Below are 12,544 nucleotides of genomic sequence, written 5' to 3'. Positions count from 1 at the left end.
AGATGGCAGGTACGGCTGGAAGGCTGAACGTCATGACGACGAAGGCGAAACTCCTGGCGTTCACCATCGACTGCGCGGAGCCGAAGAAACTGGCCGCGTTCTACCACCAGATCACCGGGTGGGACATCCAGTACTCGGAGGACGAATACGCGGCCATCGGGGACGGCACGAGGAGCATCTATTTCGGGCGGGTCCCCGACCGCAAGCCGGTGACGTGGCCGAGCCCGGACAAGCAGTTCCACCTGGACTTCCGGGTGCCGGACGTGGAGAAGGCGGTGGAGGAGTACATCGCGCTGGGGGCCACCAGGCCGGAGTTCCAGCCGGGGGTCACGGAGGAGGGCGTCGGCTGGATCGTCCTGCAGGACCCGGACGGCCATCTGTTCTGCGTGTGCCCCGAGAAGTCCTGACCCTTCAGGCTGGGTGAGGCGGCGGCCTTGACCGTCGCCGTCTCGGCAGCCATGCGGAACAAGAGGCCATATGTACATCCCGGTCAGGAGTACTTCCCGATGGGATGATCCACCGAAAGTATGATTCGCCAGCTTTGCTGGGCCCATAAGCTAGAGCAATGCTCTTGGAAGGATCCATGCCCCTGCGTGGGCCACGATGACCTGGGTCGGCCTGATAGTCGCCCTGGTGGGAGCGCTCGGATACGCGCTCGGCGCGGCACTGCAACAGTACGAGGCCGTCGCCGCGGGCGCGTCCTTGAAACTGGTCAGGCGGCCGCGCTGGTGGATCGGCGGTGTGATCGGCTTCGCGGGCGCCTGCCTGCACGCCGTGGCGCTCAGCTTCGCCCCGCTGGTGGCCGTCCAGCCGATCAGCGTCGCCACGCTGGTGTTCGCCGTGCCGCTGGCGGCGTTCCTGTACGGGCGCAGGCCGTACCGAGCGGAGATCATCGGCTCGATCGCGGTGGCCGTGGGTCTGCTCTGGCTCATGCTCCTCGTTCCGCAGCACAACGTGACGCCCAGGTTGAGCGATGGCGCCGCGCTCGGGTTCCTGGCCGTGATCGGGCTGATCGTCCTGGTCACCCAGCTGATCGCGACCCGCGTCCACGGCCCGGCCCGGGCGCTGCTGCTGGCGGTCGGCGCGGGCGTGGTGACGGCCAGCGTGTCCACGTTCGTGCGGGTGGTCGGTGGCGGCATGCAGGGGGACTGGGGGCGGCTGTTGCACTGGTTCACGGTCGCCGTGCCCGTGCTGCTGGTCTGCGCGGTGGTGCTGCTGCAGCGCTCGTACGCGGTGGGATACTTCGGCATCGCGTACGCCGGCGTCCAGGTCATCGACCCCATCACCTCGGTCCTCGCCGGCTCGATCCTCCTCGGCGAACCCCTGCCGGCCAACCCCTCCACCGCGATCCCCGCGATCCTGGCCAGCGCACTCACCATCGGCGGCACGATCACCCTCGGCCGCCTCGCCCCGGACCACTCCCGCCCGGCCACGGTGGAGGCCAAGCCGACGCCGCACCCGGTCTCGGCGTCCTCCGACGTCAGCTGACCCCAGTTCCACCCTCACCGCCGGCCGAGCAGGACAGGAGCCGGTGCCTCCAGCCAGCCACGGCCGCGCTGCACGTCCAGGCGCCCCGGGCGGAGGACACGGACTGGGAACAGATCCGATCTGCTGGAAGGCTTGGTGGCCGGCACGCTCCGGCAGCGCCCGCAACGCTCAGACTCGTGGTGCGCTTGGCACGTGGTGTGCTCAGCCTGTGGTCTGCCTACCCCGTGGGTGCTCAGCCCCGTGAGATGCTGGGCTCCGTGGCGGGCGCCAGCCCAGCACGTCATCCATGGACCGCAACATCAGGTTCGGGTTCAGCCGGGTCGCCAGCGACAGCGCGGTGTCCCGCAACCAGACCGCCACCGGGTTGCGGATCTGAGTCATCCTCGACATGGACATCGACCGCCGCACCACCTTCGTGGTGCGTTGCAGGCGGGCGGCGGTGTAGGCGGCGAGGTCGCCATCGGCGAAATAGGCGAGCGTGATCGCGTCTTCGATCGCCTGACAAGCACCTTGGCCCAAGTTGGGGGGCATCGCGTGGGCGGCGTCGCCCACCAGCGCCACCTTCCCCTTGTGGTACGCGGGCAGCGGCGTGCTGAGGTGGTGGATGTCGTTCCGGATGATCTTCGCGGGATCGGCTGCCCGCAGCAGGGCGGGGATCGGCTCGTGCCAGTCCCCGAACCGCCGAACCAGTTCTTCCAACTCGTTCCCCAGCGCCGTCCCCGCGGGCAGCACGTCGGTCGCGTACACGTACACCAGGTCATCGGCCAGCAGGCTGATCCCGAACACGAGCCCCTTGCCCCAGCTCTCGGAGCTCTGGATGTTCAGATCGCCCCGCGGTATGAGCCCGCGCCAGGCCGTCACCCCTGAGTACGCCGGACCGGGGTGCTCGGGGAAGAGCGCCTGCCGAGTCTTCGAATGGATGCCGTCGGCGGCCACGATCAGGTCGGCCTCCAGATCGCCGTCGCCGGTGCGCACCACGCCGCGCGCCGCGTCCACCCCGGAGACCGTGGTGCCCAGCCGCAACCGGTCGGCTCCCAGCGCGCCTATGAGCACGTCCATCAACGTCGCCCGCAACATGATCACTGCCGAGTCCCCGTAGCGGGCCTCCGCGTTCTGGGTCGTGGTGTGCAGGAGCCACCGCCCGTCCTGCCGCCGCAGACCCGCCTGACCTTGCAGTCTCGAGAGCCTGCGTATGAGGTCGCCCAGGTCGACCGTGTCGAGCGCCTTGAGCGCGTTGGCGGCGATGGCCAGTCCGGAGCCGACGGGGTCGATCTTGGCCGCCCGCTCCAGCACGGTCACGTCCCATCCCTTGCGGCGCAGGGCTATTCCGCTGGTCAGCCCGCCGATACCGCCGCCGATCACTAGAGCCCTCGGCATCACATGGCCCTCCCTCGAACTACGCCTGTAGTTCCACCATACTACGCCTGTAGTTTGGGGATTGGTGCAGTCGTCAACGTTTCCGCCGGATACAGGAACCCCGGTCCGGCCGCATTGCGCACGAATAGCCATCGCTCGGCCCGTGTAGCTGCTGCGTCCTTACTGGCTGCTGAGGTAGGTGAGGACCGCGAGGACGCGGCGGTGGCCGCTGTCGTCCGGTGAAAGGCCGAGCTTGGCGAAGATGTTGCCGATGTGCTTGTGCACGGCGTTCTCGGTGATGACGAGCCCGGCCGCAATCGTGGTGTTGTCCTTTCCCTCGGCCATCAGGGCGAGCACTTGGCGTTCGCGTGGTGTGAGGTCGGCGATCGGGTCGTGGGCGTGACGGGTGAGGAGCTGCGCGATCACCTCGGGGTCCATGACGGTGCCGCCGTCGGCGACCCGCCGCAGGGCGTCGACGAACTCGCTCACCCGGCTCACCCGGTCCTTGAGGAGGTAGCCGACGCCGCCGCGTCCATCGGAGATCAGCTCGCCGGCGTACTGCTGCTCGACGTACTGAGAGAGTACGAGCACGGGCAGGCCGGGATGCCGGCGGCGAGCGTGGAGGGCGGCGTGAATACCCTCGTCGCGAAAGGTCGGCGGTAGCCGTACGTCGACGATGGTGACGTCGGGCCGGTGTTCGGTAACGGCGGCGATGAAGCCGGGGGCGTCCTGGGTAATGGCGGCGACGTCAAAGCCAGGCCGAGAGCAAGCTCGTCGACGACGCGCTGTGCACGACCCCGAACGCCGGCCGCATGCGGCGTTAGAGATTCTCCACGTGGAGCCGGTGCGGCGGAGTCGCGGTCCAGACGGCCGTAATCGCCCAGCTGATCACCGGTGCGCGTGACCAGGCTGTCGACCGCGAAGATCGTCATCAAGATGAAGGCGGAACTACCGCTGTAGTATCGGGTCCCGTGAAGCGCTCAGAGACTGTCGCGGACACGGCTATCGCCCTGCTCGCGGAACGCGGCATGCGCGGTCTCACCCACCGGGCCGTCGACGAGGCCGCCGGCCTGCCACCCGGCTCCACGTCCAACCTGGCCCGCACCCGCGCCGCCCTGCTGGAGCTGACGTTGGCGCGGCTTGCGGACCTGGAGATGCGGGCGTTGGCCCCGGCGTACGAGAGCGACGGGTTCGAGCTGTCGGACCTGCCCGGTCGTATGGCGGAGGCGCTGTACGTCCAGCTCACGGATCGGCGGCGTACGCTTGCCCGCTACGAGCTCGCCCTGGAGGCGACCCGGCGCCCGGAGCTTCGCAAGATCTACGACGAGGCCGGCCGCCGCTTCCGCGACCCCGCCGTCCCCCTGCTGGCCGCCCTGGGCTCACGGGATCCGGTACGGCACGCGCGCCAGCTGGTGGCCTTCGGTGAGGGGCTCATGTTTGACGCCATCGTGGGCGCCGGCCCCACGCCCACGCTGGACGAGCTCATCGAGGCCATGCGCGACCTGCTGGGCGGGATGCTCAGCTGACAACCCGTCCGTCGCGGGCCTCGCGGACGATGACGTGTCCGCCGCCGTCGGGCCGGGTGCTGAACCGGGCGCCGAGCCTGCAGCCCCCGGCCGATCGGCCACTCCTGAAACGCCGAACGGTCCTATGAGGCCGAGGGCGTCAGGCGGGCCCGGTGCTCCGGCCATTCCTCGTCGAGGATGCCGAAACAGACCGTGTCGCGCCAGGTGCCGTCCGGCCTTCTGCGGTGCCGTCGCAGCGTCCCCTCATGCAGGCCGCCGATCCGCTTGATGGCGTTCTGCGATCTGAGGTTGAGGATGTCGGTCTTGAGCAGGACCCGGTTGTAGCCGAACTCGAAGGCGTGGTCGATGAGCAGCAGCTTGCAGCTGGTGTTCACGGCCGTACGCCAGACCGCCCGGCCGTACCACGTCCAGCCGATCTCGATGCTCTCGTCGAAGCCCGGCACGTCGCCGTACGTGGTCCAGCCCACGGCCCGCCCGCTCTCCTTGACCACCACGGCGAAGGGAACGTGCTGGTCGTCCGACAGCAGTCCGCGGGCGACCTTCGCCAGCTCCTCCTCGGAACGCGGCGGGGATATGGGCAGCCAGCGCCAGAGCTCCTCGTCCCCGCCGCCGGCGGCGAACAGGTCGGGGATGTGGTCAAGGGTGAGCGGCTCGAGCCGTACGACGTCGTTCTCGAGCACCACAGGCTCAGGCAGCTTCGCGGTCATGGCGGCAACTCTAGGGAGCCCGTGAAGTCGCGATTATGGCCACATGACGGTTTTTGCGGGAGACCACCTGTCGACACTCATACCGGCCGGTCGGTAGGCTCACGGGCATGGACTTCGCCTTTGACAGCGTCACCGAGGACCTGCGCGAACGACTCCTGAGCTTCATGGACGAATGCGTCTATCCCGCCGAGCCCGCTTTCGAGGAGCAGGCGGCGACCAGCGGCTGGAGCACGCCGCCGCTGATGGCCGACCTGAAGGACGAGGCCAGGAAGCGCGGTCTGTGGAACCTGTTCCTCCCAGGCGAGCATGGCGCCGGGCTGACGAACCTCCAGTACGCGCCGCTGGCGGAGATCATGGGCCGGAGCCCCACCATCGCCCCCACGGCCACGAACTGCGCCGCGCCCGACACCGGGAACATGGAGGTCCTGTCCATGTTCGGCAGCGAGTGGCAGCGCAAGGAGTGGCTGCAGGCGCTGCTCGACGGGGAGATCCGCTCCGCCTTCGCGATGACCGAGCCCGACGTGGCCTCCTCCGACGCCACGAACATCGCGACCTCCATCGTCCGTGATGGCGGCGAGTACGTCATCAACGGCCGCAAGTGGTTCATCTCCGGCGCGATGAACCCCGACTGCAAGATCTTCATCGTCATGGGCAAGACGAACCCCGACGCGCCCAAGCACCGCCAGCAGAGCATGGTCCTGGTGCCGCGCGACACGCCTGGGCTGCACATCAAGCGCGGCATGCACGTCTTCGGCTACACCGACGCCGACCACGGCGGCCACGCGGAGGTCGTGTTCGAGGACGTACGCGTACCCGCCGAGAACCTGATCGGCGAGGAGGGCGGCGGCTTCGCCATCGCGCAGGCCAGGCTCGGCCCCGGCCGCATCCACCACTGCATGCGCCTGATCGGCATGGCCGAGCGGGCGGTCGAGCTCATGTGCAGGCGGGCGCTGGCCAGGACCACGTTCGGCAAGCCCGTCGCCCAGCAGGGCGTCGTGCAGGACTGGATCGCCGAGTCGCGCATCAGGATCGAACAACTGCGCCTGCTCGTGCTCAAGACCGCCTGGCTCATGGACACGGTGGGCAACCAGGGCGCGCACACCGAGATCCAGGCCATCAAGATCTCCACCCCGCAGACAGTGGAGTGGATCCTCGACAAGGCCATCCAGGTGCACGGCGCGGGCGGCGTCTCCCAGGACTTCCCGCTGGCGGGGCTCTGGGCGGGTGCCCGCTCGCTGCGTCTGGCGGACGGCCCCGACGAGGTGCACAAGCGGTCCCTAGCCCACCGGGAGCTCAAGAAGTGGATGTGAACATCAAGGAGCGGGTCGCGGCGTTCCTCGCCGAGCACGACCCGGACGGAGATCGGCTGGAGTTCCTGCGGGCGAGGTTCGACGCGGGCCTGGCCTGGGTGTGGTACCCCGAAGGGCTCGGCGGGCTGGGCGCGCCGCGGGAGCTGCAATCGGTCGTGGAGCGCGAGCTGGCCGGCACGCCGCAGCTCAACGCCGGCGTGCAGGCCATCGGGCTGGGGATGGCGGCGCCGACGATACTGGCATTCGGGACGGAGGAGCAGAAGCGCCGCTTCCTGCGGCCGCTGTGGACGGGGGAGGAGCTCTGGTGCCAGCTCTTCAGTGAGCCCGGCGCCGGATCCGACCTGGCCACGCTCGCGACCCGAGCCGTCAGGGACGGGGACGAATGGGTCGTCGATGGCCAGAAGGTGTGGACGTCCGGCGCTCATCACGCCAGGTGGGCCATCCTCGTCGCGCGCACCGACCCGGACGTGCCGAAGCACCGCGGCCTGACGTACTTCGTCTGCGACATGCACGCGCCCGGCGTCGAGGTGCGGCCGCTGCGGCAGATCACGGGTGAGGCCGAGTTCAACGAGGTCTTCCTGACCGGCGTGCGGCTCCCCGACGACCTGCGGCTCGGCGAGGTCGGGGACGGCTGGCGGGTCGCGCAGACCACGCTGATGAACGAGCGCGTCGCCATCGGCGGCGCTCCCGTGGGGCGAGGCGGCGGCATGGTCGGGGTCGTGCTCGACGCCTGGCGCGCGCAGCCGGAGCTGCGCACCCACGACCTGCACCAGCGGCTGCTGTCGCTCTGGGTCGAGTCGGAGGTGACCCGGCTCTCCGGGGTACGGCTGCGCGAGCAGCTCGCTGCGGGGCACCCGGGCCCGGAGGGGTCCGGGATGAAGCTGTCGTTCGCCAAGCTCAACCAGGAGCTGTCGGGCTTCGAGGTGGAGTTCGCGCGCGACCTGGGCTACGACGACGACTGGACGTTCCGGCGCTCGGAGGGCGTCGACTTCTACGGCCGCGGCCGCGGTTACCGCTACCTGCGGGCCAAGGGCAACTCGATCGAGGGCGGCACGTCCGAGATCCTGCGCAACATCATCTCCGAGCGGGTGCTCGGCCTGCCCTCAGAGCCCCGCGTCGACAAGGACGTGCCCTGGAAGGACCTGCCGCGATGAGCTTGCTGTACTCCGAGGTCGAGGAGGAGCTGAGGGCCGCCGTGAGGGGGCTGCTCGCCGACCGGTGCCCGCCCGCCGCCGTGCTCAAGCGGATCGAGTCCGACCCCTACGACCCGGACCTGTGGAAGACGCTGGCGGGCGAGATCGGGGTGGCCGGACTGCTGATCCCCGAGCAGTACGGCGGCGCCGGGGCGTCGGCCAGCGAGGCGGCCGTCGTGCTGGAGGAGCTCGGCAGGGGAGTGGCGCCGGTGCCGTTCTTCACCAGCTCCGTCCTGGCCACGCGAGCGCTGCTGCCGACCGGCGACGCCCTGCTGGAGGAGCTGGCCGAGGGCAGGAAGACCGCCGCGCTGGTCGTGCCGTTCGCGGCGAGCCCGTACCGGCCGGGAGCGCCGGTGCGGGTCGCGGACGGGCGGCTGACCGGGACCGTCACCGGCGTGGCCGGGGCGGACGTGGCCGACGTGCTGCTGGCTCCCGTCGACGGCCGGCTCTACGCCGTGGAAGAGGGGGCGGAGGTCGAGGGCGTGCCCTCGCTCGACCTGACCAGGCCGGTCGCGACCGTCACCTTCGACGCCACGCCGGCCAGGGACGTGGGGGAGTGCGACCTGGCCGAGGTGCTGGGGTTCGGGGCGGGGCTGCTGGCGTCGGAGCAGCTCGGGGTCGCCGAGTGGTGCCTCGACACCACGCTCGCGTACGTCAAGGAGCGCCACCAGTTCGCCCGGCCGGTCGGCTCCTTCCAGGCGATCAAGCATCGGCTGGCCGACCTCTGGCTGGACGTGGTCAGGGCCAGGGCCGCCGCCAGGAGCGCCGCGACCGACGGCTCGGCGGTCTCCGTGGCCGTGGCCCAGTCGTGGAACGCGGGTGTGGCCGTGCACGCCGCCGAAGAGGCGCTGCAGTTGCACGGAGGGATCGGGATGACGTGGGAGCACCCCGTACATCTCTATCTCAAGCGCGCGAAAGCCTCCGAGATCGCGTTGGGCACGCCCGGCGACCACCGGGAGGCGCTGGCCTCACTTGTCGACGTGCCCGGCCCCGAGTGAGGTGAGCAGCAGGTCGGCGAAGTGCCTGCCCACCTGGGCGCCGGTCAGCGGGCCCGCTGTGCTGAACCACGTGCCCAGGTGGTGCACCGAGCCGAAGAAGTAGTCGACGACCAGCTCGGCCGGGACCCGGTCGCTGAAGACGCCCTCGCGCTGCCCCTCGGCCACGAGCTCGCGGAAGCGCTCGTGGTAGCGGCGGCGCTCGGCGCGTACGGTCTTCTGGGTCTCCGGGGCGAGCAGGTGCATCGACCTGAAGAAGATCTTGGAGTCGTCGAGGTTCGCGGCCGTGGTCTCCACGACGTCGGCCGCGGCCCGGTACAGGCGCTGCCGCACGTCGCCCGGGCCGTCGGCGATGCGCGTCAGCCGCTCCATCTGCATCCGGAGGACCCGGGCATAGATCTCGTGCAGCAGGTCGTCCTTGGAGTCGAAATAGTGGTACATGGCGCCCTTGGTGACGCCGGCCGCCACGACGATCTCCTGGACGGAGGCGCCCTCGAAGCCGCGCTCGGCGAACAGCCGGGTCGCCTCCGCGAGCAACCGCTGCCTGACCGGTTCCTCTTTCACATGGTCCCCCTTGTCACCCGCCCTAGCATACCGACTGGTCGGTTGAGGTCATGTGCTGGTCTTGCGGGTACTAATTACGTCACCTTAGGCTCGCCTTGGTTGAGAGACGGGTATCTCTTGACCGGCGAGGGATCTTCGGCGTGGCAGATCCTGGAAAACACCTACTCATTCGGGGAGTTTGCCGTGCCCGGTGGCTCTATCTACGTGCAACCAGACGAGAAGTACACAGGGTCATCCCCGCAGTGGTGGTACGAGAAGTTCTGGCGGGAAGATGCCCCCAACCGGCGCAGGTCCCGGTACGTCAAGGCCGCGGTGGGGTTCGTGATCGGCGTCGCGCTCGCGCTCAGGTTCGACCTTGCCGCGGCGTCCCCGTTCGCTGGTCTGATCATGGCCGGCATCGTGGCGGGGGGTGACTGGTTCCTCGACTGGCGCTCCTTCCACGCGACGGCGGTCTGGCGTGGCGCGCGGCGCGGCGAGGCGATCACCGGGAAGATGCTGCGCAGATCGCTGAGCCGGCTCGGCTACAGCGTGCTCGACGGCCGCGCCATCCGAGGCCAGGCCTCCATCGACCACCTGGTGATCGGGCCAGGCGGCTTGTGGATCATCGACAACGAGTCGTGGAGTCCCGACACCGAGATCGCCTGCTACGGCGGAAGGCTGTTCTTCGGCGAGAAGTACGGCAGCAAGACCGCCAAACCGCTGGTGGAGACCGCCGAGGCGTTCGCCGAGCTGCTCACCCGTGAGACGCGCATCCCGGTGACGATCACGCCCATGCTCGCCGTCCACTGCGGGCTGCTGCCCAAGGGCGGCATCGTGCTCGCCGAGGGGCTCACGCTGCTCAAGCCACGGCTCGCGGCGAAGGTGATCAAGTCGGCCGAGGGCGTCGTGCTCAGCGACGAGCAGATCGAGGTGCTGGCCCGCACCGCCGCCAGGGAGCTCCAGCGCACCTGATGCTTTCAGGCCAGCGTCTCGATGAAGGCGGTGAGCTGGGCGACGTTGCGGCACTCGTGCATCGGCACGACCGTGCCGTACTCGCTCGCGACCGAGTCGCCCGTGTCCCACTGCGTCGTGGGCTCGGGATTGAGCCAGTACGCGTGACGTGACCTGGCCACCAGCGAGCTGAGCACGTCGAGGGCGGGCGGCTGGTAGTTGGAGCGGGCGTCGCCCAGGATCAGCAGCGAGGTCTTGGGGCCGACGGCGTCGCCGTACCTCTCGGCGAAGCGTTCCAGCGAGTGCCCGTAGTTGGTGCGGCCGAAGCGCACCATGTCGGCCTCGTTCGCCAGCCTCGTCATGGCCTCGACCACGTCGGCGCCGGGGACGAAGAACCTGGTGATCTCGTCCACCGTGTCCACGAACCCGAACGCGCGCACCTTGCTGAACTGCTCTCTGAGCGCGTACGTGAGCAGCAACGTGAAGTGCGCGAACGACGAGACCGAGTCGCTGGTGTCGCAGAGGATGACCAGCTCGGGCCTGTGCGGGCGCGGCGGCCGGAAATGCGTGGTCAGCGGCACGCCGCCGCTCTGCAGCGAGGCCCGCATGGTCCTGCGGAAGTCGAGTCGCCCCCGACGGCCCTTCCGCTGCCTGATCGTCAGGCGCGTGGCCAGGCGCCGGGCCAGCGGGTACACCTCCCGGCGCAGCCGGGCCAGGTCCGCCTTGGTGATGCGGAGGAAGTCGATCTGGTCGAGCGGGGGGCGTACGGCGGAGCGGGCGATGCGCTCGATGCCCGAGTCCTCGGCGATGCGGCGGCGCACATCGGTGGCCACGGCGTCCTCGAAGCGCCTGGTGCTGTCGTAGACGCGCCTGCGCACGTTCTTCTCGGCCAGGCCGCCGCGCTCCTGGCCCTGGAGGACGTTCTGGAGGACGCGGGCCATCAGGGTCTCAGGGGAGAGGGCGCGCATGACGCTGTAGGAGAACCAGTTCTGCCGCCCCGGGCTCGTCGTCGGCTGGCGGCCGAAGCGCCCGACCATGGCCTGGGCGAACTCGCGCAGCTCCTGGTCGGTGCCGCCGGTCAGGAGCCGGGTGAGGTGGTCGCGGAGCTCCTCGACGGGGGCCGTCTCCAGATCCAGTGGTCTGTCGGTGCGCTGGGTGTGCATGCCGGACGTCGAGGCCGGGAACCACAGGTCGAACAGCACGTCGAACCCCGGCCGGTAGGCGGGCTTCTTGACCAGCGTCGCCGCGTACGCGGCGCGCAGCGACTCCCGATCGCTCAGCTGGATCACCCGCAGGGCCTGCGCGGCGTCCAGGCCCTCGGCCACCGACACCGGTAGCCCGGCCTCGCGCAACGCCTGCACGAACCCGACATGCCTATCGATCAGCGACATCCGGCAGCCCCAGCTCCTTGACCGCCCGCGTCTGGTCGGAGGCGTGCTTGAGCACCACGCCCAGCGTGCCCGACACGGTGGCCTCGTCCAGCTCCTCCCGCCCGAGCGCCAGCAGCGTGTTCGCCCAGTCCACGGTCTCGGCCACCGACGGCGCCTTCTTCAGCTCGAGCGCCCGGAGCGTCGCGACCGTTCTGGCGAGCCGCTCCGCCAGGTCGGCCCGGATGCCGGGCACCTGGCTGAGCACGATGTCGCGCTCCCGCTCGGGGGTGGGGTATTCGAGGTGCAGGTAGAGGCAGCGCCGCTTGAGAGCCTCCGACAGCTCGCGGGTGGCGTTGGAGGTGAGCACCACGTACGGCCGCCGCGTCGCGACGATGGTCCCCAGCTCCGGAATCGTCACCTGGAAGTCGGACAGCAGCTCGAGCAGCAGCCCCTCGACCTCGACGTCGGCCTTGTCGGTCTCGTCGATGAGCAGCACGGTGGGCTCCGCGGCCCTGATCGCCTTCAGCAGCGGGCGCTCCAGCAGGAACTCCTCGGAGAAGATGTCGTCGTCGGCACTCGTGGCCTGGATCCTGAGCAGCTGCTTCTTGTAGTTCCACTCGTACAGCGCCCTGGCCTCGTCGAGGCCCTCGTAGCACTGCAGCCTGATCAGCTCGGCCCCGGTCGCCATGGCCACCGCCTTGGCCAGCTGCGTCTTGCCCACGCCTGCCGGGCCCTCGACCAGCAGCGGCTTGCCGAGTGCCGCGGCCAGGAACACCGAGGTGGAGATGGCGTCGTCGGAGAGGTAGTCCACGGCGGCGAGCCGCGCCGTCACGTCGGCGGGCGAGTCGAACATCGATGCTCCTGTCTGATGGCCGAACTTTATTCTAGCCGGACGGGTCGGCCTGATACCGATTCGACCAGGATGGGGTTCACCGGTATATTCCTCTCTGCAAGCGCCGCTAGCTCAGTTGGTTAGAGCAGCTGACTCTTAATCAGCGGGTCCGGGGTTCGAGTCCCTGGCGGCGCACCGCAAGAAACCCCAGCTCGCTTCAGTGAGCTGGGGTTTCGTCATGTGTGGCTCCGCGCCCGGCGGCGCAGCGGGCCG

At 69.6% G+C, this 12,544-nt stretch carries 13 protein-coding genes and 1 tRNA gene; 8 read left to right on the top strand and 6 right to left on the bottom strand.

What is annotated here, in order from left to right; all coding sequences use genetic code 11:
• Positions 1 to 32: 32 nt before the first annotated feature.
• Both ABD830_RS23735 and ABD830_RS23730 read left to right on the top strand, forming a co-directional pair.
• Positions 33 to 407 (top strand): VOC family protein, encoded by a 375-nt coding sequence (locus ABD830_RS23735; protein WP_344991132.1) that lies wholly within the window; start codon positions 33 to 35, stop codon positions 405 to 407.
• A gap of 196 nt (positions 408 to 603) precedes the next feature.
• Positions 604 to 1,488, top strand: coding sequence for a DMT family transporter (locus ABD830_RS23730; RefSeq protein WP_344991129.1), 885 nt, complete (start codon positions 604 to 606; stop codon positions 1,486 to 1,488).
• A gap of 201 nt (positions 1,489 to 1,689) precedes the next feature.
• On the opposite strand, the gene ABD830_RS23725 is transcribed toward ABD830_RS23730, so the two are convergent.
• On the bottom strand, positions 1,690 to 2,865 hold the full coding sequence (locus ABD830_RS23725; RefSeq protein ID WP_344991126.1) for an FAD-dependent monooxygenase: 1,176 nt from the start codon (positions 2,863 to 2,865) through the stop codon (positions 1,690 to 1,692).
• Between the two features lie 159 nt (positions 2,866 to 3,024).
• A complete protein-coding gene (locus tag ABD830_RS23720) occupies positions 3,025 to 3,672 on the bottom strand; it encodes a LuxR C-terminal-related transcriptional regulator (protein ID WP_344992990.1) in 648 nt (215 codons plus the stop codon).
• A gap of 143 nt (positions 3,673 to 3,815) precedes the next feature.
• On the opposite strand from ABD830_RS23720, the gene ABD830_RS23715 reads away from it, so the two are divergent.
• The gene (locus ABD830_RS23715) at positions 3,816 to 4,370 is read left to right on the top strand and encodes a TetR/AcrR family transcriptional regulator (RefSeq protein WP_344991123.1); all 555 of its coding nucleotides are present in this window, start codon (positions 3,816 to 3,818) and stop codon (positions 4,368 to 4,370) included.
• A gap of 122 nt (positions 4,371 to 4,492) precedes the next feature.
• Here the strand turns inward: ABD830_RS23715 and ABD830_RS23710 are convergent, their stop codons facing one another.
• Positions 4,493 to 5,077: a GNAT family N-acetyltransferase gene (locus ABD830_RS23710; protein WP_344991120.1), complete on the bottom strand. Its 585-nt coding sequence runs from the start codon at positions 5,075 to 5,077 to the stop codon at positions 4,493 to 4,495.
• Between the two features lie 107 nt (positions 5,078 to 5,184).
• Between ABD830_RS23710 and ABD830_RS23705 the strand changes: the two genes are divergently transcribed.
• Genes ABD830_RS23705 through ABD830_RS23695 form a run of 3 tightly spaced genes read left to right on the top strand, consistent with a single transcriptional unit; the run spans position 5,185 to position 8,578 of the window.
• Positions 5,185 to 6,387: an acyl-CoA dehydrogenase family protein gene (locus tag ABD830_RS23705; protein WP_344991117.1), complete on the top strand. Its 1,203-nt coding sequence runs from the start codon at positions 5,185 to 5,187 to the stop codon at positions 6,385 to 6,387.
• Positions 6,378 to 7,541: an acyl-CoA dehydrogenase family protein gene (locus ABD830_RS23700; protein WP_344991115.1), complete on the top strand. Its 1,164-nt coding sequence runs from the start codon at positions 6,378 to 6,380 to the stop codon at positions 7,539 to 7,541. Before ABD830_RS23705 ends, ABD830_RS23700 begins: the two co-directional genes overlap by 10 nt.
• The gene (locus ABD830_RS23695; protein ID WP_344991112.1) at positions 7,538 to 8,578 is read left to right on the top strand and encodes an acyl-CoA dehydrogenase family protein; all 1,041 of its coding nucleotides are present in this window, start codon (positions 7,538 to 7,540) and stop codon (positions 8,576 to 8,578) included. Before ABD830_RS23700 ends, ABD830_RS23695 begins: the two co-directional genes overlap by 4 nt.
• Here ABD830_RS23695 and ABD830_RS23690 read toward each other — a convergent pair.
• Complete coding sequence (locus tag ABD830_RS23690) at positions 8,549 to 9,139, bottom strand: TetR/AcrR family transcriptional regulator (protein ID WP_344991110.1); 591 nt, start codon at positions 9,137 to 9,139, stop codon at positions 8,549 to 8,551. The two genes, ABD830_RS23695 and ABD830_RS23690, sit on opposite strands and share 30 nt — an antisense overlap.
• A 183-nt stretch (positions 9,140 to 9,322) precedes the next feature.
• Here ABD830_RS23690 and ABD830_RS23685 point away from each other — a divergent pair, with 183 nt between their 5' ends.
• The gene (locus ABD830_RS23685; RefSeq protein ID WP_344991106.1) at positions 9,323 to 10,090 is read left to right on the top strand and encodes a nuclease-related domain-containing protein; all 768 of its coding nucleotides are present in this window, start codon (positions 9,323 to 9,325) and stop codon (positions 10,088 to 10,090) included.
• A gap of 5 nt (positions 10,091 to 10,095) precedes the next feature.
• Here ABD830_RS23685 and ABD830_RS23680 read toward each other — a convergent pair whose 3' ends face one another.
• On the bottom strand, positions 10,096 to 11,460 hold the full coding sequence (locus ABD830_RS23680; protein ID WP_344991103.1) for a vWA domain-containing protein: 1,365 nt from the start codon (positions 11,458 to 11,460) through the stop codon (positions 10,096 to 10,098).
• On the bottom strand, positions 11,444 to 12,292 hold the full coding sequence (locus ABD830_RS23675) for an AAA family ATPase (protein ID WP_344991100.1): 849 nt from the start codon (positions 12,290 to 12,292) through the stop codon (positions 11,444 to 11,446). The genes ABD830_RS23680 and ABD830_RS23675 overlap by 17 nt, the downstream gene beginning before the upstream one ends.
• A 100-nt stretch (positions 12,293 to 12,392) precedes the next feature.
• On the opposite strand from ABD830_RS23675, the gene ABD830_RS23670 reads away from it, so the two are divergent.
• Positions 12,393 to 12,466: transfer RNA gene (locus tag ABD830_RS23670), tRNA-Lys, on the top strand.
• Positions 12,467 to 12,544 lie beyond the last annotated feature (78 nt).

It is taken from the genome of Nonomuraea helvata, from assembly GCF_039535785.1.
In the GTDB taxonomy this organism is placed as follows: Bacteria; Actinomycetota; Actinomycetes; order Streptosporangiales; family Streptosporangiaceae; genus Nonomuraea; species Nonomuraea helvata.
The sequence above is the reverse complement of the archived record's forward strand: the minus strand, read 5'-3'. Positions and strand labels throughout refer to the sequence as shown.

Bases quoted from the DNA above. Each gene is read 5' to 3' on its own strand.
- ABD830_RS23710 (WP_344991120.1), bottom strand. From the start codon at position 5,077: ATGACCGCGAAGCTGCCTGAGCCTGTGGTGCTCGAGAACGACGTCGTA.
- ABD830_RS23695 (WP_344991112.1), top strand. From the start codon at position 7,538: ATGAGCTTGCTGTACTCCGAGGTCGAGGAGGAGCTGAGGGCCGCCGTG.
- ABD830_RS23705 (WP_344991117.1), top strand. From the start codon at position 5,185: ATGGACTTCGCCTTTGACAGCGTCACCGAGGACCTGCGCGAACGACTC.
- ABD830_RS23675 (WP_344991100.1), bottom strand. From the start codon at position 12,292: ATGTTCGACTCGCCCGCCGACGTGACGGCGCGGCTCGCCGCCGTGGAC.
- ABD830_RS23680 (WP_344991103.1), bottom strand. From the start codon at position 11,460: ATGTCGCTGATCGATAGGCATGTCGGGTTCGTGCAGGCGTTGCGCGAG.
- ABD830_RS23725 (WP_344991126.1), bottom strand. From the start codon at position 2,865: ATGCCGAGGGCTCTAGTGATCGGCGGCGGTATCGGCGGGCTGACCAGC.
- ABD830_RS23730 (WP_344991129.1), top strand. From the start codon at position 604: ATGACCTGGGTCGGCCTGATAGTCGCCCTGGTGGGAGCGCTCGGATAC.
- ABD830_RS23735 (WP_344991132.1), top strand. From the start codon at position 33: ATGACGACGAAGGCGAAACTCCTGGCGTTCACCATCGACTGCGCGGAG.